The organism is Streptomyces sp. NPDC058665, from assembly GCF_042714995.1.
Taxonomy (GTDB): Bacteria; Actinomycetota; Actinomycetes; order Streptomycetales; family Streptomycetaceae; genus Streptomyces.
On the sequence record NZ_JBHXRX010000007.1, the window covers coordinates 38,295 to 60,735 of the forward strand.

Here is a 22,441-nt window from a genome sequence, read left to right on the forward strand (position 1 = left end):
AAGGCCCCCAGCCAGCGGAACCACCCCGAGCCGCGTGGTGCGTCGCCGAGTCCGAGTACGCCGGAGAAGGCTGATGTCCAGACGCCTTCGAGGGGCGTGACATCCCGCCCGACCAGCCGTTAAGTCAACTATGCGCACTTCTCCTTCGAGCAGACGGCCCCTCATCGGCGCCGTCACCTCGCTCCTCCTGCTCGCCATCACGGCCGTGGCGGGCCCCACTCCCACAGCCACCGCCGAGAGCCGCCCGGCGCCTTCGGCGGACCCCGGGGCGATCCGCGACTGGAACGCCATCGCCACCGACACCATCAACGACAACCTCGGCGCCACCCACCCCTCCGGGCAGGCCGCCATCTGGCACGGCTTCGTCTCGGCCGCCGTCTACAACGCCGTGGTCGGCATCCAGGGCGACTACGCCCCGTACAAGTGGCGGGCGCGCGGGCCCTCCACCGCGTCGCCCGAGGCGGCGGCCGTGACCGCCGCGCACCGCGTACTGCTCACGTACTTCCCCGCCTCCCGGGCGCGCCTCGACACCGCGTACACCGGCTCCCTCGCCAAGATCCCCGACGGCAGCGCGAAAAGACAGGGCGTGGCCTTCGGGAAACGCGCCGCCGACCACCTCGTCGAACTACGCGAAGGAGACGGCCGGTTCGCGCCGGTGAAGTTCACCGCCACGCCCGCGCCCGGCGTCTGGCGGCCAACGCCGCCCGCGCGTCTGCCGTTCCTGGACACCTGGCTCGGCGAACTGCGCCCCATGACGCTCACCTCACCGGATCAGTTCCGTCCCGGCGAGCCGCCTGCCCTGTCCTCGGCCCGCTACGCCCGGGACGTGAACGAGGTGAAGAGCATGGGGGCGAAGACAGGCTCGGCCCGTACCGCGCACCAGACCGAGACCGCCCTGTTCTTCGGGGGCAACCTGGTGGTGCAACTCCAGTCCGCCTTCCGGGACTACACCGCCCGTCACCACTTCCGCATCGCGGAGACAGCACGGATGTTCGCCGCGGCGAACGCGTCGGCGACCGACGCCGCCATCGCCGCGTGGGACGCCAAACTCCACCACGGTTTCTGGCGGCCGATCACCGCCGTCCAACTGGCCGACACCGACGGCAACCCCGCCACCGAGGCCGACCCGGACTGGGAGCCGCTGCTCGTGACACCACCGCACCCCGACTACATCAGCGGCCACGCCGCGCTCGCCGGCGCCGTGACCAGGACCCTGACCGGGATCCTCGGCACCACCCGTATCGACCTCACCATTCGCTCCGAGGGCACCGGTACCACTCGGCACTACGAATACGCCGACCAGCTCAACGAGGACATGATCAACGCCCGCGTCTGGGCCGGCATCCACTTCCGGACGGCGGACATCACCGGATGCCGCACCGGCAGCCGCGTGGGCGCCTGGACGCTCGCCCACCACTTCCAACCACTGGACGCGGCACGCCCCCAGACCTCACGCCCCCAGACCTCACGCGACTAGGGCTTGATCGCCAGGCCGGTCCACAGGCTGACTTCGGCGTCCGTTGGCGTGCCCGTCGTGTCGGCACTCACGTCCGCCACGTCGGGACGCCAGCGGTGGCCCACGGTGATACCGGGATCGAGCAGTTCGAGACCGTCGAAGAAGCGGGCGACGTCCTTCTGCGAGCGGAACTGCACGGGCGTCCCGGCGTTGGTGTAGATATCGGTGACCCTCTGCCAGGTGGGCGGGTCGAAGTCGGGCGTGCAGTGGCTGAGGGCCAGGGCGCTGCCCGAGGGGAAGACGTCCAGCAGCCTGCTGACGATTCCGTACGGGTCCTGGGCGTCGGTGACGAAGTGCATGAGGGCGTTCAGCGACAGCCCCACGGGCCGGCTCAGATCCAGCACCTCGGTGAGTTCGGGGGCGTCGAGAAGAGACTGCGGGTCGTTGACGTCCGCCTCTATGTACGTGGTGCGGCCCTGACGCGTGCTCCGCATCAGGCGCTCGGCGTACTTGAGTACGAGCGGGTCGTTGTCGGCGTAGACGACCCGGGCGTCGGGGACGACGGCCTGCGCCACCTGGTGCAGGTTCGGCTCGGTCGGGATGCCGGTACCGATGTCGAGCCACTGCCGGATGCCGTGCTCACGCGCGAGGACGCGGGTGGCCCGGTGCATGAAGGCGCGGTTCTCCCGTGCGCACACGAAGATGCCGGGATACGCGCCCGCCACCATCTCGGCGGCCTGCTTGTCGACGTCGAAGTGGTCCTTGCCGCCCAGGTAGTAGTCGTACATGCGGGCGGAGTGCGGCCTGCTGGTGTCGATGTCCCGCGCGGCATGCGAGTTGGTCATTCTGTCCCCTCAGTGATGGGCGTGTGGTACCGGGCAGGCCGCGGCCGGGGCCGATGCGGATCCTTCCCGCTGGTGTCCTGGTTCAGCCGACCGCCAGGTGATCGGCGAGCCCCTTCTTGACTCCCGCGACGAACGCGGCGATCTCCTGCGGCGTGTAGATCAGTGCGGGACCGGCCGGATCCGTCGACTGCCGCAGTGCCACACGGCCGTCGGAGAGTTGCTTGGTCTCCACGCACTGGCCCCCGTTGGGTCCACTCCAGGGGCACTCCCAGCCGTGCTCCCCGAGGTCCAGCGCCGGCATCCCGTTGTAGACACTTCCATCCGTGATGGTCATGAGTACTCCTTGCGCATGCGGTTGAGAAGCGCCTTGCTGGTCGCGGACGACGTCAGCAGGGACATCCGGTTGTGCGCCTCCAGATGAGCCGCGACATCGGAACGCTGATCCAGATACATGGAGCCGGAGAGGATCTCGCTGTAGACGATGTCGGGCAGTTCCGGCTCCTCGAACCGGAAGTAGGTGAAAGGCGCGCACGCCCCCACGTGGGCACCCGCGGTGAACGGCACGACGTCGACGCTGACGTGCTCCAGTTCCGAGACCTCCAGGAGGCGCTCGATCTGGCCGCGCATGACCTCCGCGCCGGCCACCACCCGGTGCAGAACGGCCTCTTCCATGACCACCCACAGCGTGGGCGCGCCGTCCTTCTCCAGGAGACCCTGCCGGCGCGTCCTCAGGTCGACGCGCCGTTCGAGGTCTTCCTCGCTCTCGTTGGGGAAACCCCCGCGCAGCACGCCACGGGCGTACGGGTAGGTCTGGAGCAGCCCCGTGACGTAGTGGGGCTCGTAGGTGCGCAGCATCTGGGCACCGGTCTCCAGACTGACGTACGCGGTGAACCAGTTGGGCAGCACATCGCGGTACGCGTGCCACCAGCCGGGCTCGTTGGCCTGCTCGGCGAGGGTGATGAACTCGTCTATCTCCTGCTGCTGGGCCCCGTAGGTCTGGAGCAGCTTCTCCACGTAGAGAGGCTTGAGGGGGACCTCCGCCTTCTCCAGACGGCGGATGCTCAACGGCTTCATACGCAGGGTCTTGGCCGCGTCGTCCAATGACACGCCCGCGCCCAGCCGCATGTCCTGCAGCCGCCGGCCGAGGATCATGCGCAGAACCGTGGGTGCACCGGTACTCGTACCCGGACGAGCTTCGCTCAACGCCCTACCTCCTGAGGGTCCGTCACTCGTAGGAGTCTGTCAGCGACTTGGGGGTGTCGCCAGACAGATTTACCCTCCTGAAATTATCAGGGAGGCGGTTGCAGCGTGAAGCCGTCTGCGAGCATAGTTATCTACGTGAGTGATCCCGCCGTAAGGGCATCCCTCGTCAACACCCTTCGCTGTCTCTGGAGTTGGCGCCCTTTGGCGTGTCCGGTCCCGGAGTCCGTCCCGGAACACCCCTGTCCGGCAGGCCTGTTGCTCACCCCCCGCGTCTCATGACTGCGCCCGCCCCGACGGAAGGCGACAAACGTGTCCCCCCGCACGACTCGCTCCCCCCAGCTCCTGGACGTCGCAAGCCCGGATCGTTCGCACTGGCTCGAACTTCCGGCAGACCGTTCCAGTGTCCGAGTGGCACGGCACTCGATGAGCGCGAGACTGACCGCCTGGCGATTGCCTGACGGAGTGTGCGCGGACGCCATCCTGCTCATGTCCGAGCTGGCCACCAACGCCGTACGCCACACGCCGAGTACCCGGATCCTGTGCGGCATCGGTCTCGTGACCGACCGGTGTCTCCGCCTGGAGGTGCACGACCACGACTACGCGGGCGGCAGGCTCCGGCCACGCGGTCCTGGCCCCGACGACGAGTCGGGACGCGGACTGTTCCTCGTGGAGGAGCTCGCCGACGCGTGGGGTGCCGACCACTCGGCGCTCACCGGTGGAAAAGCGGTGTGGGCGACCCTGAAGACCTGCCTCTGAACACGGCTGAGGGCCGGACGGCACCCCCTGCCGTCCGGCCCTCTTCGCCGGGCCTGTGGCCCGGACACCCACTAGCCGCGAATGGCGATCGTGGCGTCGAGTTCCACCAGCGCGCCCTGGGGCAGCACTTGGGACGGCAAGGCCGTCCGGGCGTGGCGGCCCGCGTCGCCCAGGACGTCGAGCAACAGCCGCGACGCCCCGTCGATCACCGACGGCTGGTCCACGAAGGTGGGCGAACTCGCCGCCCAGGCATTGAGCTTCAGTATCCGCTCCACCTTGTCGAGACCGACCGCGTCGTCCACGCGCGCCAGTAGATTGAGCGCGGCGGTTCTCGCGGCGGTCACCCCGTCGGCCACGGTGGCGTCCTCTCCCAGACGGCCCCGCAGGGTCTCGCCCGAGCCGGTACGTGAGATCTGCCCGGAGACGAAGAGCAGATTCCCCCAACGGGTGGTCGCCTCATAGGCGTAGCGGGGCGGCCCGAGCACTGGAAGCTCGATGGACAGCGCCTTGAGGCGCTCCTGCACGTCGGTCATGTCACATCCCGGTTCTCTATCGGTCCGGCCGTCATCGCATGCTCACGATGTAGGTACGGTCGCGCCCGATGTACCAGAGGTCCTCGGTGCCGATCGCCGCGTTCTCGTAGCGCCAGGGGATCTCGGCGGCGCCGTACGAACCGACTCCGAGCACATGCTTGTAACCGGGCCGGAGTTCGTTGGCGAACGACTCCTGCTTGCCCATGAGATGGCCGACGTTGCGCTTGCGGTACTCCGTGTTGAAGTCGACGTCGGTCCCGAGCATCCCGATCCGGACCATCCGGTCCAGGTGCGGCGCCAGATAGCGCAGGGTGCCCTCGTGCACGTCCTCGCACACCACGCCGGGCCTGAGCTGCCCGATGATGCCCTCACGCACCACGTCGAAGAAGAACTCGTACGCCTCCTTCGCCGCCGCCGTGCGGGGCAGCGAGCGGGCCATGTCGGAGGTGGCGACGTTGACCCCGTCGAACACGACGCGCACTCCGGCGTCGAGCTGGATGCAGGTCGTCTCGTCGTTGATCGGGTAGTCGACCGGCGGGCCGGGGAAGAGCATCCGGTTCGACGAGTGGAGGTTGGTGAAGTACGGCTCGATACCGAAGGGGATCTCGTTGACCGTACGGAACTCGGCGACCTTCTTGACGTACACCGCGTTGATGTCGAGCTCGGTGAACGAGCGGCCGGCGTCGAGGCCCGCCTCCGCCCAGGCCAGCGCCTCCTCGATGGCGAAGACACTCGCCCGCGCGGCGACGACCTGGAAGGCGAGGTCCTCGTGGTCACGGATGTCCCGCCAGTGGCCGAGGTCCGCCGAGACCGGGACCGGTTCCAGGCCCTCGCGCTCCAGCTCGCGGGCCAGACCGGCGCTGATCCACTCCTCCTCGACCCCGGTCCGTACGCCGTCGGTCAGCGCCCGGACAGCGGCGGCGATGGACGGGAAGCGGCCGACGGCCGTCCCGGAGACCCCGGGGGTTCCCTCGGGCGCCAGCACGATCAGCTTCTCCGGACCGGCCAGCCACAGACCGACCGCGCCGTCCGGCTGCGGGAACCCGGTCGCCTCGGTGAAGTTGGGGGGCGCGGCGATGAGCAGCGCGTCGAGAGAGCGGTCCCCGGCCAGCGTCTTCAGCGCGGAGAACCGGCTGTCCTCGCCGGTGGTGAACTCCTCCGCCAGGCCGGTGAGATGCTCGACGTTCTCGATGAGCCGGCGCGCGGTGAGGACGCCCGTCTCACGCCACTCCACGAACCTCGCCAGGACCTCTCCGAGATCGAGCTCGTAGGCGGTGACCGGGGTGGGGTCCTGGTCGGCGACGACCAACTCGACGGAGCCGGACAGCGTGAGGTGGTGGCTGTAGACGACGTCGGCGGCGAGGTGCACCGCGGCGCCGCCGGCGAGTTCCCGCACCAGGCTCGTCAGGGACTCCGCGGCGGGAGTGTCGGCGACGATTCGCGGGTCGATCGTGACCCAGGGGGCGTAGAACCTGATCTGCTCCTTCGGGACCCCGGCGGAGAGGGCGTTGCCCTGCTCCTGCTGGCGTACCAGCAGGTACTGCTGGTCGTCCTTCCGTGCGATCAGCGGTGCGACGAAGGGGTAGGAGTCGAGGCGGATCGCGGAGAACAGGAGGCTCTTGCGCGCGTTGAGTCCGTAGGCCGCTTCGACCTGCGAGGCGTCTGCGGTGAGGCTCAGCATGGGTACTCCTTGCTATTCATGTCGGTGTCGGTGTCCGGGCCGGCGGCGGTCAGCTGATTCCGGTCACGACTCCGATGTGGGACTCGATTTCCGTGGTGTAGTCGGAGAAGGCCGCGGAGAACCGGTGCTCCTTGCCCCGGGGCCGCGGGAGGTCGACCGCGATGTCGGCGACGATCCGGCCGGGGCGGTCGCCGATGACGACCACGCGGTCGCCGAGCCAGACCGCCTCGGGGATGCTGTGCGTCACGAACAGGACGCTGCATCCCGTGGTCCGCCAGATGCGCTGGATCTCGAAGTTCATCGAGTCGCGGGTCATGGCGTCGAGCGCGCCGAAGGGCTCGTCCATGAGCAGCAGCGAGGGGTGGGAGACGAGCGCGCGGCAGATGGCCACGCGTTGCTGCATACCGCCGCTGAGCTCGTAGGAGTACTGCTTGGTCTTGTTGCCCAGACCCACCATGTCGAGCAGTTCCTGGGCGTAGCGGCGCGATTCGTCGGTGCGGGCGCCGCGGAACTCCAGGGGCAGCAGCACGTTGTCGAGGTTGTTGCGCCACGGCAGGAGCACGGGGCTCTGGAACACCATCGCGATGTCCTCGATCCCGTCGCGGATCGGCCGTCCCTTGACCAGGATCTCGCCCTCGGTGGGCTCCTGGAGGCCGGAGACCGTCTTGAGCAGCGTGGTCTTGCCGCTGCCCGACTGTCCGACGATCGAGACGAACTGGCCCGGCTTCACATGGAAGTCCAGCCCTTTGAGCACTGTGTTGGCCTGACCGTTCCGGGAACGGTAGGTCTTGCTCACGTTGTTGACCGAGATGGCGTACTCGTTGTTCGGCTGAGTGTTCATGTGACTCTCCGTCCGGCCGTCACGGGGCCTGAATGGTCTCTGTGGAGTTCAGCGGCGTGAGGTACGCGTTGCTGTAAACGTCCTCGGGGGTGAGGTTGCTGCCCTGCTTCAGGCCGAGGAACTTCCGGGCGACGTCGATGATTTTCTGGACTCCCGCGTCGTCCATGACGCCGTACTGGTTCACCGACTCACCGGTGCCCCGGTTGAGAGCGCACTGAGCGTTGATCGCGAGGGTGATGGTCTTGGTCTCGTAGCCCGAGACCTGTTTCTGGAAGTCCTTCGCGGCGTCGGCCGGGTGGCCGCACGCCCACAGGAATCCCTTCTGCATCGCCCGGTTGAACCGCCGGATCTGATCGGGATCCTTCTTGAGCTTCTCGTCGGAGGCGACGATCCCGTTGCCGTAGAGGTCGATGCCCAGGTCGGACCACTTCAGTACGACGGCCTTCCGGCCAAGTGCGTCGATGGCCGGCTGGTCGGAGACGTACAGGGCGAGGTTGGCGTCCCACTGACCGGCGAGCAGTCCGGGGATCTTCGACGCGCTGGATGCGGGGACGACGGTGACATCGCCTTCCTTGAGCCCCAGCTTGCTCATCGCGAACGGCCACATCGCGGTCATCGCACCGCCGCCCTCGGTGGCGACGGTCTTGCCCCGCAGGTCGTCCCATCCCTTGATCCCGGTGCCCGCGAGTCCGACGACCGCGTAGGCGGACCTGGCCTGCAGGAGGTTGACCTGCTTGACCTTGACGCCCCTGCCCTGGGCGGTGACGGTGGCACCGAAGTCGGCCCAGCCGGCGTCGACCTTGCCGGTGACGACGGAGGTGACCGTGTTGGTCGAACCGGACCCCGGCATGACCGTGACGTCGAGGCCCTCCTCCTTGAAGAAACCGCGCTCGATCGCGGAGATGAACGGGGCGTGCTTCGGCAGGTACCCCACATCGAGCATGAGGGTCATCGAGTTCTTCCCGCCGCTGCTCACACAGCCCGACAGGGTCGTGAGGAGCACCATCCCGGTGATCGCGGAGATCCCGCGGATCGAGTTACGCATTCGAGTCTCCGATCCCGCGCTCACTTCGCGTGGTTCTTCCACGGGGCCAGCTTCCGTCCCGCGAAGTCGACGATGAAGAACAACGCGAGGGCGATGGCGGCGAGCACGATGAAGGCCGCGAACATCGACGGGAGGTCGACCTGGCTGTTGGCGAGGAGGATGACGTAACCCAGTCCCTTGGAGCCGGCGATGAACTCACCGACGACCGCTCCGCCCACGGCGAGCGAGATGGAGATCTTCGCTCCGGAGAAGATCGAGGGGATCGCGTAGATGAAGTCGATCTTCATCATCTTCTTCCACGACGACGCCTTGTTGATCCGCGCGAGTTCCTGCAGCTCGTGGGGAACCGCGCTCAGGCCGTCATAGGTGTTGATCACCAGGGGGAAGAAGGCGATGGCCATCGCGACGAACGCCTTCGACTCGAAGCCGAATCCGAACCACACGATGAACAGCGGTGCGAGCGCCACCTTGGGGATGGTGTCGATCGCGATGAGCGCGGGGTAGAGGAAGCTGCGCACGGTGCTTGAGTAATGCAGCGCGGCGCCGCACAGGACCCCGAGCGCGGTGCCGAGCGCGAAGCCGGCGAGCGCCTCCTGCAAGGTGACGAAGGTGTTGCTCGCGAAGTACTCGGGCCGGTCGATCAGCTCCGCGAAGGCCGCGAGAGGCCCGACGGCCAGGTACTCCGGCGGGTCGAAGACGACCACCAGGAGCTGCCAGACGACGAAGAGTCCGACGATCCCGGCGATCGCTTTGGCACCGACCGCGATCGAGTCACGGCTGAGCATTCTCGGCTTGGCTGCCGTCGGGTCGCCGAGTGCTGACTCGGGCGAGGTCCGACGCAGCTCCGCCGGACCGGCTTCACTGACTTCAGGAGTGGCCATCGCGGAATCTCCCGTCAAAGGGCGCGCCGTGCGCGGACTGGACCGCGGCTGTCGGCCGGGGGCGTGTACGCCAACAGGAATCTGCGGCGGGGAGGGGCGACGCGGCCGGTATCCGGCGCGCCGATGGGGACGGCGAGAGCCATCGCGGTGTCATTGCGTCCTCACATCATTGGAAGGGTTGCCACTGGGCAGTCGCGGGTGTGGCCGGCGTGGCCGGACCTCGGCCAGGTGGACAGGTGCCTCACCTGGCCCACCGGTCAGCCGGCGCTGTCGAGGGCGCGGGCGTCTCGACCGGGTTCACCGTCGAGCCGGCGCCATACACCGAGCGGATTTTCGTCACGAAGCTCAGCAGGCAACAGCGCGGTCGGCACGTCCTGGTAGGCAACGGGTCGCAGGAAGCGCTCGATCGCGAGCGTTCCCACGGAAGTGCTGCGAGGGTCGGTCGTGGCCGGGAACGGCCCGCCGTGCACCATCGCGTGTCCGACCTCGACCCCGGTGGGCCAGCCGTCGAACAGGACGCGGCCCGCCCGCTCCTCCAGGAGCGGCAGGAGGGTCGCGGCGAGTGGATGATCGGCCTCGTCGGCGTGCACGGTCGCGGTGAGCTGGCCTTCCAGCGCCTCGACCGCTGCCGTCAGCCCGGAGGCGTCCGCGCATCGGACGATCAGGGACGTCGCGCCGAAGACCTCGGTCTGCAGCCGCGGGTCGGCGGCGAACCGGGCGCCGTCGACAGTCAGCAGCCGGGCACGGCCGCGAGCCGCGCTGGGGGGCCGGCCGCCGTGTGCGGACTCCTCTACGCCCTCCCGGGCAGCGAGGGCGTCACCGGTGGCGGCGTAGTGGTCGGCGATGCCCGTGGTGAGCATGGTGGCTCCGGCGTCCGCGGCGACGGCTTCGGCCGCGGCCTTCATGAACAGGTCGAGGCCAGGTCCTTCGACCGCCAGCACCAGACCGGGGTTGGTGCAGAACTGTCCGGCGCCGAGTGTCAGCGATCCAGCGAAGGCGGCACCCAGCTCGGCGCCACGGGATTCGAGCGCCGAGGGCAGCAGCAGCACGGGATTGATGCTGCTCATCTCCGCGTACACGGGGATCGGCACCGGCCTGGCCGCGGCCATGGCCGCGATCGCCAGCCCGCCCGCGCGGGACCCGGTGAAGCCCACGGCACGGATCCGCGGATCCTTGACGAGCCGGGCGCCCACCTCAGTCCCACCGCCGACGAGCTGGGAGAACACGCCCTCGGGCATACCCGTGTCGGCCGCCGCTTCGGCGATCGTCCGCGCCACCAGCTCCGCGGTACCCAGATGGGCCTGATGCGCCTTGACGACGACCGGGCACCCGGCGGCCAGCGCCGACGCCGTGTCGCCCCCCGCGGTGGAGAAGGCCAGCGGGAAGTTGCTGGCCCCGAACACCGCGACCGGGCCGAGCGCGATCCGGCGTTGCCGGATGTCGGCGCGTGGGAGCGGTTCACGGCCGGGCCGTGCCGGGTCGATACGGGCGCCCTGCCAGATCCCGCCCCGCAGCTCCGCGGCGAACAGGCGCAGCTGACCGCTGGTGCGGCCCACTTCGCCGGTGAGCCGGGGACGGGGCAGCGCGGTCTCGGCGTGGGCGCGCTCCACCAGTGGATCCCGGCGCTCGTCGAGCAGCTCGGCGATCCGGTCGAGGAATCCGGCGCGTCGCTCGGCGCCGGTGGCGCGGAAGGCCGGGAAAGCCCGCTTCGCCAGCGCGCAGGCCCGCTCGACGTGCTCGGCCGATGCCGTGCGGTAGCCGGGGTCGAGAGCCGCGCCGGTGCGGGGATCGACGGACCGGATCTCCTCACCCGTACCGATGACGGGTTCAGCTCCGATGACCATGGCGCCGGTGGGGCCGGTCGGGGGGAGAGCGGACACGGGTGTCTCCTTGCACTTCGACAGTTCGGTGACGTCAGACGGTGGCGGCGGCCGTGGCGGTACGCGACGCCGCGATGACACCGGCCAGCAGTTCACGCTCGGCTTCGTCGAGGTCGGTCAGCGGCGGCCGCACCGGACCCGCCGGATGTCCGGTCAGATCCATGCCGGCCTTGACGATGCTCACCGCGTAGCCCGCCTTACGGTCGCGGATCGCGGTGTAGGGCAGCACGACCTCGTCGAGCAGCCGGCGCACCTTCGTACGGTCCCCCGCTCGCACGGCGCCGTAGAAGGCCAGGGCGAACTCGGGCAGGAAGTTGAAGATCGCCGAACTGTAGGTCGTGACGCCCAACTCCAGGTACGGCAGCGCGAACGCCTCCGCCGTCGGCAGCCCGCCGATGAAGACCAGGCGGTCGCCGAGGCGTGAGTGGATCCGCGTGATCTCCTCCAGGTCGCCGACACCGTCCTTGAAACCGATCAGATTCGGACAGTTATCGGCAAGCGTGGCCACTGTGTCGGATGTGTACACCGCATTCGCGCGGCTGTAAACCACCACACCCAGCGAAGTGGCTTCGCAGACCGCGCGTACATGCGCGGTGAGGCCGTCCGGTGAGGCCTCGGTGAGGTAGGGCGGGAACAGCAGCAGGCCGTCGGCGCCCGCCGCCTCGGCATCGCGGGCCATCTCGACCGCCTGCGCGGTGCCGTGGCCGGCCGGGGCGATGATCGGAGTGCCCTTGGGCGCGCTGTCGACAGCGGCTCGGACCACGGTGCCGACTTCCTGGGGGGTCAGGGAGAAGAACTCGCCCGTACCGCCGGCGGCGAACAGCCCGGCTATCTCGTGCTTGCCCAGGCGGACGATGTTCTCCCGGTAGGCGGGCTCGTCGAACGCCAGATCGCGGGTGAAGTGGGTGACGGGAAACGACAGCAGCCCGGATCCGAGGCGTTCGGCAAGCTCGGTTTGGGTGAAGGCGGGCATCGGTGTTTCCTCTCGGGGGTGGCTTTTGAGACATCGACTGGGATGAACCATAGGAACCAAAACGATGCACGTCCAACACTTCTTGGGGATCGACTGATACCTATACTGGATCGATGTTTACCCTGAGTCAGCTTGAAAGCTTTGTCGCTGTCGCCGAGACACTGCACTACGGCCGCGCGGCGGAGCGGCTGTCGATGACCCAGCCCCCGCTGTCCCGGCGGATCCAACTGCTGGAACGCGAGCTGGACGTCGAGTTGTTCGACCGGATCGGCCGCTCCGTCCGGCTCACCGCGGCGGGCCGGGCGTTCCTGGGCGACGCCCGGCGCATCCTCGGGCTGTCCGAGCACGCGGCCCTGTCAGTACGCAGGGTGCCGTCAGGCGAAATCGGGACAGTGGCCCTGGGTTTCACGGCATCGTCGGCGCACTCGGTGCTCGACGCCATCGTCGGCGGCATCCACGCCCAGCTGCCTGGCGTGGATCTGGTGCTGCGCGAACGAGTCTCCGGCACACAGATGGAGGAGCTGCGCTCCGGGCAGCTGGACCTGGGCCTGGTCCGTCCGCCCGTCCCCGGGACCGGGCTCGATCACCGCCCGCTGCATCGGGAGGGCCTGCTGGCCGCGATCCCCGCCGGGCACCCACTGGCCGCGCCGGACCGGGTGCCGCACGTGCGCGACCTCGACGGCGAGCCGTTCGTCATGTACTCACCCGCCGAGGCCAGATACTTCTACGAGGTGCTGGTCGGCGTCTTCCGCGGTGCCGGGATCGCACCCCGGTACGTCCACCACCTCAGCCAGGTGCACACGATCCTGGCGCTGGTACGAGCAGGGCTGGGGCTCGCGCTGGTACCCCGGGCGGCCGAGGCGCTCGGGCTGGACGGCGTTGTGCTGCGCCCGGTGACAGGAATCGAGGGCGAGCCGGTCGAACTCGTCGTCGCCTGGCGCGCGAACGACGACAACCCGGCCCTGCACGCGGTCCGCGACCTGGTGATCGACCTGGCCGGCCGGGGGCTCTCCTGACAGCCGCGTACAGCCGTCGCTACAGCGGCGGCCTGGCCTGCGCCTGCCCCGCCTGGAGGTCGGCGAGCAACTCGGCCTGCCCCGCGAGCACCCCCTGGAGGATGGTCCGCGCGACCCGGAGCAACTCGGCGATATGCGGGCTGGTCAGCGAGTAGTACACGGTGGAGCCCTCCTTGCGGGTCACCACCAGGTTCGCCCGGCGCAACACCGCGAGCTGCTGCGACAGATGCGCCGGCTCGATCCCCACCTCGGGCAGCATCTCCGCGACCGCGTGCTCGCGCTCGCTCAGCAGCTCAAGTACGCGGATGCGCGCGGGGTGACCGAGCGTTTTGAAGAACTCGGCCTTCATCTGGTACAGCGGCGTACTCATCGTGGCGCTACCTCCCCGATACAGCGGTACGGCCCCACCGGCTGGCCCTCGGCGCACCGCATCCACGGTGAGAACCTCAACAATTGCCGAGATTAGCAACTCGTACGCAGGCGTCACCCGGCAGTGCTCATCCGACCCTTTCCCCGGTTTCCTCGCCGGCCGGCCGGGACTTACGGGCGGGGAGGGGCGGCATCACACCGGCGCCCTCCAGGTGGTCCCGCGCGCCCCGGATCGCCTCGGGCGTGCTGGCGTACTCGCCCCCCTCCGTCCGCAGGAGCTCCAACGCGCCCACAGAATCCAGGACTTGGCGCTGGCCGGCACGTATCCCGGAGGTCATCACCACCACACCACGCCGGTTGAGCTTGTCCACCACGTCCTTGAGGACGAGGGCGCCGGTGGCGTCGATGGTCGTCACTCTCGACATACGCAGAATGACCACGCGGACATCGGCGACCTCGGCCAGCTCCAGCAGGAACCGGTGCGCGGCGGCGAAGAACAGCGGCCCGTCGATCCGGTACGCCACGATGTGCTCGGCCAGCAGCGCGTGTTCCTCGGCGCTGTGGTCGCCGCGGTCGAGGGGTACCTGGTCCAGGCGGGCCTGCATGGCCACCGCGCGCAGCGCCAGGGCTCCCGCGACCACCAGACCGATGAGCACCGCGTACACGAGGTCGAGTGCGAGCGTGGCAGCGGCCGTCACCACCAGGATCAGGGCGTCGGAACGGGTGGCCCCGGCCATCGCCCGCAGCGAGCCGACCTCGACCATGCGGATGGCGGTGGCCAGCAGCACACCGGCCAGCGCGGCGAGCGGAATCCGGGAGACCAGGGGCGCCGCCGCGAAGACGATCACCGCCAGGATCGCGGCGTGGGTGAGCGAGGCGAGCCGGGAACTGGCGCCCGTACGGACGTTGACCGCGGTCCGCGCGATCGCGCCGGTCGCCGGTACGCCCCCGAAGAGGGGAGCGGCCATGTTGGCGAGCCCCTGGCCGAACAACTCCCGGTCGGGGTCGTGCTTCTGACCCACCGTCATGCCGTCGGCCACCGATGCCGACAGCAGCGATTCCAGAGCCGCCAGTGCGGCGACCGCCACCGCCGGGGCGAGCAGGGAGCCGAGAGCGCCGGGGTCCAGGAAGGAGAGGGAGGGGGCTGGCAGCCCGGAAGGAAGGTCGCCGATCGGCCTGGCCGCGTCGAGTCCGGCGGCCTGGGCGACGACGGTGGCCGCGATCACCGCGAGGATGGAGAAGGGGATCGTGGGCCGCAGGCGGGCGCCGAGCAGCATGACGGCGGCGACCGCCAGGGCGAAGGCGACGCTGGTCCAGTTCGGGTTCCCGGCGAACTCCCGCAGGGCGCGCCAGGTGACGACGAGCACCCGGTCGCCCTCCGGCTGGGGCACGCCCAGGGCGTTCGGGACCTGCTGGAGTCCGATGACGCACGCGATGCCGAGGGTGAAGCCCTCGACGACCGGCGCGGGCACGTACCGCATGTACTTCCCGGCCCTCAGCACCGCCAGCGCGACGAGCATGCATCCCGCCATCAGCCCGACGGTCAGCACCCCGGACGGGCCGTGCGCGGCGACGATCGGTGCCAGCACCACCGTCATCGCGCCGGTCGGACCGGACACCTGGAGATTGGAGCCGCCGAACACGGCGGCGAGCGCCCCCGCGACGACCGCGGTCGCCAGCCCCGCCTCGGCGCCGAGGCCGGAGGAGACGCCGAAGCCGAGCGCGAGCGGCAGTGCCACGATCGCGACCGTGAGCCCTGCCAGCAGGTCCCGGCGCGGGTCGCGGCGCGTCTCCGCCAGATCGGTCCGGCCGGGCAGCAGCGCGACGAGCCGGGCTCCGACCCGGCCGAGCGGCATCCTCATCGCGCGGTGACCTCGGTTTCCCGCAGCTCCGCCAGCAACTCGTGCTGTCCCGCGATCATCTCGGTCAGGATCCGCCGCGCGGCGCGCATCAGCTCGGCGACGTCACCGCCGGCGAGCGCGTAGACGACCGTCGAGCCCTCGCGCCGGGAGGTGACGATGCCCGACCGCCGCAGTACCGCGAGCTGCTGGGACAGGCTGGAGGGCTCCACCTCGACCGCGGCCAGCAGCTCACGCACCGGCGCGGGCCCGTCCTGCAGCAGCTCCAGCACCTGTATCCGCACCGGATGCCCCAGCATCCGGAAGAACTCTGCCTTGGCCTGATACAGCGGAACGGACACGGCCCCTCGACTTCCCCTACCGATCGCGAATGCAGCCAACACAGCAACAAAGCATCTATTGAATTGCGAAATTTTGCAATTCGGCATCAGAGAGCGGCCTTGACTGCTTTCACGACGACGGGAGTGTGCGCCTCACACCGGGCGCTTCGCTGTCCGTCTTGGACGATCCCCCGCGTCGCCCAAGACAGACAGCCTCGTCCCACGCCGACCAGGCCCGACGGATCGGGCGGCGGGGGCGTGCTGAGTATACTGGCTAGGAGCCAGTCAACGCAGGAGTCCAGCATGTCCCCGCGAAGCGCATCGGTCAATGAAGAACTTCGTCGGCGTTCCCGCGAGCGGCTTCTGCAGGCCACCGTGGATCTTGTCGAGGAGCGCGGATTCGACGGGACGACCCTGGCCGACATCGCCGACCGGGCCGGTGCGGCACGCGGACTGGTCTCGTACTACTTCCCCGGCAAGCGCCAGATGTTCCAGTCGGCCGTGCACCGGCTGATGCACCGGACGCTCCAGGCGGCCCTGGAGCGCGAGCCCCGTACGGACGACGGCCATGAGCTGCTGGCGCGTGCCATCGACTCCGTCCTCGGTCTCACGGTCGACCATCCGGTCCTGATGCGGGCCCATATGGCGGGCATACTCCAGGCCGAGGGCTTCGTCCAGTGCTCCGAACAGCAGCGCCTCGCCGAGCTGTTGCGCGAGACGATGGTGCGTTACGGGTCGGACGACGTGGACCGCGACTATCCGTTGCTGCGTGCGCTGATGATGGGCGCCGTGTTCGCGATTCTGCTGCCGGGGGCGGGTATGCCGCTGGTCAGCCTGCGGGACGAGTTGTTCCAGCGGTTCGGTCTTGATCCGGACTACCACGCCCCGCCGGGCGGGGAGCCCGCCCGGCGGAACGTCTGACTGTCACCCTGCCGGTCCGGCCGACCGCGTCAGCGGCCGACCGCTCCGGTCAGCGGCGGAAGTCCTCGAAGTAGTCAGGCTGCGTCTGGACGTTGAGCTCGTCCATCCGCACCTTCTTCGCCTCGTCCGTCCGGCGGTCGTCGAGCTTGATGACGTCCAGACCCTTGGCGATGTCGTTCGAGTAGATGTAGCCGTTGTAGTAGTACGCCGACCAGGGGCCGGCCGTGGTGACCTGGTCGAGGGTGACCGGGCCGCGCTCGAAGTAGCCGATCTCCTTCGGCTTCGACGAGTTGGTGAAGTCCCAGACCGAGATGCCGCCCTGGTACCAGGCCTGGACCATGATGTCCTTGCCCTTGACCGGGATCAGCGAGCCGTTGTGCGCCACGCACACCTCGGCGTCCGCCTGCGGACGGTCGATCTTGAAGTAGCTCTTGAAGACCAGCTTCCGCTTGTCGCCCTTGCCGGCGATGTCGTAGATGCCGTCCGCGCCGCGCTTCGGACCGATCTCCTCGTTGCAGGTGGCCGCGCCGCCGCCGCCGAGCTCGTCGGTGAAGACGACCTTGTTGGCGCCCTGGTTGAACGTCGCGGAGTGCCAGAAGGCGAAGTTGACGTTGTCCTGGACGCGGTCGATGATCCTCGGCGCCTCCGGGTCCTCGATGTCGAACAGGATGCCGTCACCCATGCACGCGCCGGCGGCGAGGTCCTTGGAGGGCAGCACCGTGATGTCGTGGCAGCCGGTGGTGGCCGAGACGCCCGGGTTGGTGGGCGCGCCGGGGTTGCCGCCGTCCGGGAAGAGCACCGGGAAGTCGACGATCTTCGACTCCTCGGGCGCCTTGCGGGGCACCTTGATGATGCTGATCCCGTCGTGCGGCGGCTGGCAGTCCGGGAACGTGGTGCTGGGCGAGTACGAGGAGACGTACACGTACACGTTCTTGCGCTCGGGCACGAGCGTGTGCGTGTGCGAGCCGCACGCGGTCTCGATGGCAGCGACGTACTCGGGGTTGCGCTTGTCGCTGATGTCGAAGATCTTCATGCCCTCCCAGGAGGACTTCTCCGTCGCCGGCTGGGAGACGCTGGAGCAGGAGTTGTCACTGCGCGAGGCGTCCGTCGACAGGAAGAGCAGGTCTCCCGAGACGGATATGTCGTTCTGACCACCGGGGCACAGGACCTGTGCGACCGTCTTGGGCTTCGACGGCTTGCTGATGTCGAAGATCCGGAAGCCGTCGTAGTTCCCGGAGAAGGCGTACTTCCCCTGGAACGCGATGTCCGAGTTGGTCCCCTTCAGGTGCTCCTTGGGGACGTTGGCGACGTGTGACATGTTGTCACTGTGGATGATCTCGTCCACGCCGGGTATGTCGTTGTTCTCTATGGCCTTCCTGGCCTCGGCCTGCTGGCTCTTGGAAGTCTCTTCCTTGGCCGGCTTGTCACCGGGGTCGGGTGTCGCGACCGCCGGTCCGGCGGCCAGCAGCGTGGCGAAGAGCCCGGCGGCAGCGGCTGCCGCCACGCCCAGACGTCTGCGCCGCACGCGGGTGGTGTGCAACGAAGTCACTGCGTCCTCCCTTGTATCCGTTCCCAGTTGAACGGCTTACGGACGTCGGCAGTATCGTCCTTCACATGTACATCTCAACAGATGGCAACCTAGATGTAATGAAAGTTTTTGATCACTCGCGTCCGGAAGCGTGTTAGGAAAGTCCCTGACAACGTGCCCGATACACGTCAAGTACCACAGGAGGTCACCGTGTTGATCCGGACCAGGAGACCGCGTGTCCTCCGGCCTGTCGTGGCAGCGGTGGCCATGGCCGCTCTACTCGCCCTGGGAGCCTGTGACTCGGGCGACGACGGCAAGAAGAGCGAGACCAAGAGCGACGCCACGGGGCAGGTGGTCGCCCCGGGCAAGCCGGGTGAGAAGTCCAGGACACTCTCCCCCGAGGAGGCGGCGAAGGAGATCCCGGACAACACACCCAACGCGTCGGACTTCGGCTACGCGACGATGATGATCCAGCACCACAGCCAGGCGCTGGTGATGACCGAACTCGCCCCGGACCGCGCCGGATCCGGTCAGGTCAAGCGGCTCGCCGAGCGCATCTCCGCGTCGCAGAAACCGGAGATCGGCGCCATGGAGGGCTGGCTGAAGCTCAACGGCGGCGAGGAGAAGGCGAAGAAGGAAGGCGGCCACGACCACGGCGCGACGGACATGCCGGGCATGGCCACCGACGCCCAACTGGCCAAGCTGCGGGCGGCGAAGGGGAAGGCGTTCGACGACCTCTTCATCAGCCTGATGGTCACGCACCACCAGGGTGCGGTCACGATGGCGACCGAGGCCCTCTCCGGGGGCAACAACGTCCAACTCGAAGAGATGGCAAGCGATGTGATCGCGCAGCAGACGTCCGAGATCAACCGGATGCGCTCGCTGTGACGCACGTCCGGGGCCCTCTACGGCGTCCCGTGCCGGGTCGGGTCAGCGGCGGCGGTGACGCGGCGTCAGATAGCCGTCGTCGCGGGCGCTCGCGATGACGCTGAGCGACTTGCGGCGCCCGTACCCCGTCGCGCACATCACCGCGAGGACCGGGTCCTGGCCCAACTGCTGTGCCCTGCGGTACGTCTCCGCGACACCGCGCCGGTCCGCGCGGTCGGACGACACGGAGTCGTCGGCGCGGTGCCGGCCGCCGGGCGCGGGCTCGTCCTCCAGAAGCTCCGCGTCGGCGCCCGACGGGCCGCCCTCGTACTCGTAGCCCTCGCCCTCCGCCGTCACGGCCACCGCCGGTTCCGCGGTGCCGGCCGCGGGCCTCACCGCCGGTCTCGGCGCCGCTGCCGCCGCGTCGCCCGCGACCGGGCCTGCCTCCACATGATGCTGTCCCGCCACCACGCGGCAGGCGTACTCGACGGGTGCCTCGATCCAGGCGCGCAGCTCCGTCAGGTCGTCCAGCGGCAGCGGCGGATCGGCCTGCGCGTCCTCGACGGCGACGACGCCGTCCCGCAGGACGGCGAGTACGTCGACGCGCGCCCCGTCGGCGAACGTCAGCCGGATGTCGACCCAGGGCGGTACCAGTTCGTGTCTCGGAAGCTCGCACCGGCGGCCCGGCGGGGTGTCGCAGGTGACCGTGCCGTACCCCTGCACCTCCCACCGGGGCCAGGCAGGTGTCGCGGGCTCGGCGGCGGAAGTCATCTCAGGTTCTGACACATTCACCACTTAATCAGGCAATTCTTCCCCTCCCCCGTGGCACACCCGCCCTCGGCGCGCATCGCACTCGGTCAGCGCACTGGCCTACCCCCACCGGGCGCGACGCCCCCGACGCGACGGGTCCGCGTACTCCTCAGCCCCGCGCGCCGGTGCGATGCTGGAGGTCTCCTGCCGGAAGGAGTGCGCCGTGCCGCGCGTCGCCGTCGTCGGATCGGGCCCCAGCGGGGTCTACACCGCCCAGGCCCTCGTCCAGCAGTCGTCGGTGCCCGGCGTCCTGGTGGATGTCCTGGACCGGCTCCCCGCCCCGTACGGGCTGGTGCGCTACGGCGTCGCGCCCGACCACGAGAAGATCAAGTCGCTCCAGAACACGCTGCGTTCGGTGCTGGAGCACGAACGCGTCCGCTTCCTGGGCAACGTCGAGATCGGCGCGGAGGGCCTCACACCCGAACAACTCCTCAGGCTCTACCACGCGGTCGTCTACTGCGTCGGCGCCGCCCGCGACCGGCGGCTCGGCATCCCCGGCGAGGAGCTGGCCGGCAGCCACTCGGCGACGGACTTCGTGTCCTGGTACAGCGCGCACCCCGACGCCGTACCGGGCGGCTTCGGGCTCGGTACGCGGTCGGTCGTGGTGATCGGCGTGGGCAATGTCGCCGTCGACGTGGCGCGCGTCCTGGCCCGTGGGGCGGAGGACTTCCGGCCGACGGACGTACCGCACCCGGCGCTCGGCGCGCTGGCCGGGAGCGCGGTCAGAGACGTGCACATGGTGGGTCGGCGGGGTCCGTCGCAGGCGAAGTTCACCACGAAGGAACTGCGTGAACTGGGCGCGCTGCCCTCGGCCGAGGTGCGCGTGGAGCCCGCCGACCTGGCGCTCGATCCGGCGTACGCCCCGGCCCCGGCGGACCGCACCGGGTCCGGGCCGCCCACGCCCGCCGCGCGGCCGCCGGCGGCCGTCAACCGGCGCAACGTGGACGTTGTACGCGGCTGGGCCGGCGCGCCCGACCAGAGCCGGGCGCGCCGGATCCACCTGCGGTTCTTCCTGCGCCCGGTGGAGCTGCTCGGGACCGACGACGGACGGGTGACGGCCGTACGGTTCGAGCGCACCGCTCCCGACGGGCAGGGCGGGGTGCGGGGCACGGGGGCGTACGAGGACATCGAGGCGGGGCTCGTCCTGCGTGCGGTCGGCTACCGGGGGGTGCCGATCGCCGGGCTGCCCTTCGACGAGGCGACGGGCACGGTGCCGCACCGTGCGGGCCGGGTGCTGAGGGATGGGGCGGCGTCGCCCGGCGAGTACGTGGCGGGGTGGATCAAGCGCGGGCCGACGGGGGTGATCGGCACCAATCGGTCGTGCGCGAAGGAGACGGTCTCCTCGCTCCTCGCTGACGCGCCCGCGCTGGGCGCACGCCGGATCGACGGGGACCCGCTCGACGCGCTCCGCGCGGCGGGGCACCACCCGGTGGAATGGCCGGGCTGGCTGGCGATCGAGGACGCGGAGGCGGCGCTGGGCGCGGAGCTGGGGCGGCGGTCGGTGAAGATCCCGGACTGGGAGGGTCTGCTGGCGGCGGCGCGCGGGGAGCGGGGGCCGTCGGGTACGTAGCCGCGCCGCCGACGGGAGCGGACTGCTAGGATGCGTTGTCGATCAAGCCTCTTGTCTGCGCGGATTCCGATCCGCCGGGGAGGCTTTTTTCGTGCCCGGATCCGGGTCGTGCCCGGACAGCCTGCCCGCTCTTCCTTCCTACCTACTTACAGAGGAGATCCATGTCCGACACGCGTGACCGCCCCGCGACGGCCGCAGGTACCTGGCGGCTCGGCGACCTGACCGTCAACCGCGTCGGGTTCGGCGCCATGCGCCTGACCGGCGGCGTTCCCTTCGGTCGCGGCGGCGGGCGGAGCGACCGCGAGAGATCGACAGCCGTACTGAGGCAGGCCGTCGAGCTCGGCGTGAACCACATCGACACCGCCGCGTTCTACTTCTCCGCGACGCGCTCCGCCAACGAGCTGATCAACACCGCGCTCGCGCCGTACCCCGACGATCTGGTCATCACCAGCAAGGTCTGGCCGGGCCGGAACCCCTCGGGCGAGTGGTGGTGGGCCGAGCCGGGGCAGTTGCGCGGTCAGGTCGAGGAGAACCTGCGCCAGCTCGGCCGTGATCACCTGGACGTGGTGAATCTGCGTCTGCCGCAGAGCTGGGCGACCCGCTCGGTGGCCGAGCACTTCGGCGCGCTGACCGAGCTGCGGGACGCCGGGCTCGTCCGTCATCTCGGCGTGTCGAACGTGACCTCCGAGCAACTGGCCGAAGCCAGGGTCATCGCACCGGTGGTCTGTGTGCAGAACTCCTACAGCGTGGACGCGCCGGGCGCGGATCAGAAGCTCCTGCGGGAGTGCGGTGACCTGGAGATCGCCTACGTACCGTTCTTCGCCATCGCGGGCGGCGGGCGCGAGTCGGGCGCCGGCGCGACGGACGACGAAGCGGTGCTCGCCGTCGCGCGGGCGCACGGCGCATCGCCCGCGCAGATACGGCTGGCGTGGACGCTGGCCCAGGGCCCGCACGTACTGGCCATCCCCGGGACGGGCGACCCCAAGCACCTCGCGGAGAACGTGGCGGCGGGCGCGCTCCGGCTCTCGGACGAGGAAATGGCACGTCTGGGGACGGTCGGCCGGGCCGACGGCTGAGCCGAAGGCCG

At 69.6% G+C, this 22,441-nt stretch carries 21 protein-coding genes and 1 pseudogene; 7 read left to right on the forward strand and 15 right to left on the reverse strand.

The window, feature by feature from the left end; genetic code table 11:
- Positions 1–130: 130 nt before the first annotated feature.
- Positions 131–1,477, forward strand: coding sequence for a vanadium-dependent haloperoxidase (locus ACFWV8_RS06200; protein ID WP_384198446.1), 1,347 nt, complete (start codon positions 131–133; stop codon positions 1,475–1,477).
- Here the strand turns inward: ACFWV8_RS06200 and ACFWV8_RS06205 are convergent.
- The 3 genes from ACFWV8_RS06205 to ACFWV8_RS06215 all read right to left on the reverse strand — a co-directional run bounded on the left by ACFWV8_RS06205 (position 1,474) and on the right by ACFWV8_RS06215 (position 3,504).
- Positions 1,474–2,301: an SAM-dependent methyltransferase gene (locus tag ACFWV8_RS06205; protein ID WP_329391233.1), complete on the reverse strand. Its 828-nt coding sequence runs from the start codon at positions 2,299–2,301 to the stop codon at positions 1,474–1,476. The genes ACFWV8_RS06200 and ACFWV8_RS06205 overlap by 4 nt on opposite strands.
- Before the next feature lie 82 nt (positions 2,302–2,383).
- Positions 2,384–2,635, reverse strand: coding sequence for a DUF397 domain-containing protein (locus tag ACFWV8_RS06210; protein ID WP_329391231.1), 252 nt, complete (start codon positions 2,633–2,635; stop codon positions 2,384–2,386).
- Positions 2,632–3,504: a helix-turn-helix transcriptional regulator gene (locus ACFWV8_RS06215; protein WP_329391229.1), complete on the reverse strand. Its 873-nt coding sequence runs from the start codon at positions 3,502–3,504 to the stop codon at positions 2,632–2,634. Before ACFWV8_RS06215 ends, ACFWV8_RS06210 begins: the two co-directional genes overlap by 4 nt.
- 309 nt (positions 3,505–3,813) lie before the next feature.
- Between ACFWV8_RS06215 and ACFWV8_RS06220 the strand changes: the two genes are divergently transcribed.
- Complete coding sequence (locus ACFWV8_RS06220) at positions 3,814–4,260, forward strand: ATP-binding protein (RefSeq protein WP_329391226.1); 447 nt, start codon at positions 3,814–3,816, stop codon at positions 4,258–4,260.
- A 71-nt stretch (positions 4,261–4,331) separates the two neighbouring features.
- Here ACFWV8_RS06220 and ACFWV8_RS06225 read toward each other — a convergent pair whose 3' ends face one another.
- From ACFWV8_RS06225 to kdgD, 7 genes are all read right to left on the reverse strand, one after another.
- The gene (locus ACFWV8_RS06225) at positions 4,332–4,793 is read right to left on the reverse strand and encodes a RidA family protein (protein WP_384198449.1); all 462 of its coding nucleotides are present in this window, start codon (positions 4,791–4,793) and stop codon (positions 4,332–4,334) included.
- A gap of 31 nt (positions 4,794–4,824) precedes the next feature.
- Positions 4,825–6,474, reverse strand: coding sequence for a M24 family metallopeptidase (locus tag ACFWV8_RS06230; protein WP_384198451.1), 1,650 nt, complete (start codon positions 6,472–6,474; stop codon positions 4,825–4,827).
- A gap of 49 nt (positions 6,475–6,523) precedes the next feature.
- Complete coding sequence (locus ACFWV8_RS06235; RefSeq protein ID WP_384198453.1) at positions 6,524–7,315, reverse strand: ABC transporter ATP-binding protein; 792 nt, start codon at positions 7,313–7,315, stop codon at positions 6,524–6,526.
- A 19-nt stretch (positions 7,316–7,334) separates the two neighbouring features.
- A complete protein-coding gene (locus ACFWV8_RS06240) occupies positions 7,335–8,360 on the reverse strand; it encodes an ABC transporter substrate-binding protein (protein ID WP_329391218.1) in 1,026 nt (341 codons plus the stop codon).
- Positions 8,361–8,380: 20 nt separating this feature from the next.
- Entirely contained in the window at positions 8,381–9,241 is an 861-nt protein-coding gene (locus tag ACFWV8_RS06245) for an ABC transporter permease (RefSeq protein ID WP_384198455.1), read from the reverse strand.
- A gap of 257 nt (positions 9,242–9,498) precedes the next feature.
- A complete protein-coding gene (locus ACFWV8_RS06250; protein ID WP_384198667.1) occupies positions 9,499–11,085 on the reverse strand; it encodes an aldehyde dehydrogenase (NADP(+)) in 1,587 nt (528 codons plus the stop codon).
- A 70-nt stretch (positions 11,086–11,155) separates the two neighbouring features.
- On the reverse strand, positions 11,156–12,094 hold the full coding sequence (gene kdgD, locus ACFWV8_RS06255; protein WP_384198457.1) for a 5-dehydro-4-deoxyglucarate dehydratase: 939 nt from the start codon (positions 12,092–12,094) through the stop codon (positions 11,156–11,158).
- 113 nt (positions 12,095–12,207) lie between these two features.
- Between kdgD and ACFWV8_RS06260 the strand changes: the two genes are divergently transcribed.
- A complete protein-coding gene (locus ACFWV8_RS06260; RefSeq protein ID WP_384198459.1) occupies positions 12,208–13,110 on the forward strand; it encodes a LysR substrate-binding domain-containing protein in 903 nt (300 codons plus the stop codon).
- Positions 13,111–13,129: 19 nt separating this feature from the next.
- On the opposite strand, the gene ACFWV8_RS06265 is transcribed toward ACFWV8_RS06260, so the two are convergent.
- From ACFWV8_RS06265 to ACFWV8_RS06275, 3 genes are all read right to left on the reverse strand, one after another.
- Positions 13,130–13,480 carry an ArsR/SmtB family transcription factor gene (locus tag ACFWV8_RS06265; RefSeq protein ID WP_384198461.1) on the reverse strand — a complete coding sequence of 117 codons (351 nt, stop codon included), beginning with the start codon at positions 13,478–13,480 and terminating at the stop codon, positions 13,130–13,132.
- 127 nt (positions 13,481–13,607) lie between these two features.
- On the reverse strand, positions 13,608–15,341 hold the full coding sequence (locus ACFWV8_RS06270; RefSeq protein ID WP_384198462.1) for a SulP family inorganic anion transporter: 1,734 nt from the start codon (positions 15,339–15,341) through the stop codon (positions 13,608–13,610).
- Positions 15,338–15,679 carry an ArsR/SmtB family transcription factor gene (locus ACFWV8_RS06275; RefSeq protein WP_384198464.1) on the reverse strand — a complete coding sequence of 114 codons (342 nt, stop codon included), beginning with the start codon at positions 15,677–15,679 and terminating at the stop codon, positions 15,338–15,340. Before ACFWV8_RS06275 ends, ACFWV8_RS06270 begins: the two co-directional genes overlap by 4 nt.
- A gap of 282 nt (positions 15,680–15,961) precedes the next feature.
- On the opposite strand from ACFWV8_RS06275, the pseudogene ACFWV8_RS06280 reads away from it, so the two are divergent.
- A pseudogene (locus ACFWV8_RS06280) lies at positions 15,962–16,561 on the forward strand (TetR/AcrR family transcriptional regulator); the annotation flags it as partial.
- A 67-nt stretch (positions 16,562–16,628) separates the two neighbouring features.
- Here the strand turns inward: ACFWV8_RS06280 and ACFWV8_RS06285 are convergent.
- Positions 16,629–18,128, reverse strand: coding sequence for an LVIVD repeat-containing protein (locus ACFWV8_RS06285; protein ID WP_384198466.1), 1,500 nt, complete (start codon positions 18,126–18,128; stop codon positions 16,629–16,631).
- A 189-nt stretch (positions 18,129–18,317) separates the two neighbouring features.
- Between ACFWV8_RS06285 and ACFWV8_RS06290 the strand changes: the two genes are divergently transcribed.
- Positions 18,318–18,995 carry a DUF305 domain-containing protein gene (locus ACFWV8_RS06290; RefSeq protein ID WP_384198467.1) on the forward strand — a complete coding sequence of 226 codons (678 nt, stop codon included), beginning with the start codon at positions 18,318–18,320 and terminating at the stop codon, positions 18,993–18,995.
- 42 nt (positions 18,996–19,037) lie between these two features.
- On the opposite strand, the gene ACFWV8_RS06295 is transcribed toward ACFWV8_RS06290, so the two are convergent.
- On the reverse strand, positions 19,038–19,760 hold the full coding sequence (locus tag ACFWV8_RS06295; RefSeq protein ID WP_384198469.1) for a DUF6214 family protein: 723 nt from the start codon (positions 19,758–19,760) through the stop codon (positions 19,038–19,040).
- Positions 19,761–19,947: 187 nt separating this feature from the next.
- Here ACFWV8_RS06295 and ACFWV8_RS06300 point away from each other — a divergent pair, with 187 nt between their 5' ends.
- Together ACFWV8_RS06300 and ACFWV8_RS06305 are read left to right on the forward strand one after the other, a co-directional pair.
- The gene (locus ACFWV8_RS06300) at positions 19,948–21,354 is read left to right on the forward strand and encodes an FAD-dependent oxidoreductase (RefSeq protein WP_384198471.1); all 1,407 of its coding nucleotides are present in this window, start codon (positions 19,948–19,950) and stop codon (positions 21,352–21,354) included.
- 161 nt (positions 21,355–21,515) lie between these two features.
- A complete protein-coding gene (locus ACFWV8_RS06305; protein WP_384198473.1) occupies positions 21,516–22,430 on the forward strand; it encodes an aldo/keto reductase in 915 nt (304 codons plus the stop codon).
- Positions 22,431–22,441 lie beyond the last annotated feature (11 nt).

Coding starts and splice junctions, on each gene's coding strand:
- ACFWV8_RS06200 (WP_384198446.1), top strand. CDS start 131: ATGCGCACTTCTCCTTCGAGCAGACGGCCCCTCATCGGCGCCGTCACC.
- ACFWV8_RS06205 (WP_329391233.1), bottom strand. CDS start 2,301: ATGACCAACTCGCATGCCGCGCGGGACATCGACACCAGCAGGCCGCAC.
- ACFWV8_RS06265 (WP_384198461.1), bottom strand. CDS start 13,480: ATGAGTACGCCGCTGTACCAGATGAAGGCCGAGTTCTTCAAAACGCTC.
- ACFWV8_RS06260 (WP_384198459.1), top strand. CDS start 12,208: ATGTTTACCCTGAGTCAGCTTGAAAGCTTTGTCGCTGTCGCCGAGACA.
- ACFWV8_RS06270 (WP_384198462.1), bottom strand. CDS start 15,341: ATGAGGATGCCGCTCGGCCGGGTCGGAGCCCGGCTCGTCGCGCTGCTG.
- ACFWV8_RS06245 (WP_384198455.1), bottom strand. CDS start 9,241: ATGGCCACTCCTGAAGTCAGTGAAGCCGGTCCGGCGGAGCTGCGTCGG.
- ACFWV8_RS06240 (WP_329391218.1), bottom strand. CDS start 8,360: ATGCGTAACTCGATCCGCGGGATCTCCGCGATCACCGGGATGGTGCTC.
- ACFWV8_RS06235 (WP_384198453.1), bottom strand. CDS start 7,315: ATGAACACTCAGCCGAACAACGAGTACGCCATCTCGGTCAACAACGTG.
- ACFWV8_RS06225 (WP_384198449.1), bottom strand. CDS start 4,793: ATGACCGACGTGCAGGAGCGCCTCAAGGCGCTGTCCATCGAGCTTCCA.
- ACFWV8_RS06210 (WP_329391231.1), bottom strand. CDS start 2,635: ATGACCATCACGGATGGAAGTGTCTACAACGGGATGCCGGCGCTGGAC.
- ACFWV8_RS06305 (WP_384198473.1), top strand. CDS start 21,516: ATGTCCGACACGCGTGACCGCCCCGCGACGGCCGCAGGTACCTGGCGG.
- ACFWV8_RS06230 (WP_384198451.1), bottom strand. CDS start 6,474: ATGCTGAGCCTCACCGCAGACGCCTCGCAGGTCGAAGCGGCCTACGGA.
- ACFWV8_RS06250 (WP_384198667.1), bottom strand. CDS start 11,085: ATGGTCATCGGAGCTGAACCCGTCATCGGTACGGGTGAGGAGATCCGG.
- kdgD (WP_384198457.1), bottom strand. CDS start 12,094: ATGCCCGCCTTCACCCAAACCGAGCTTGCCGAACGCCTCGGATCCGGG.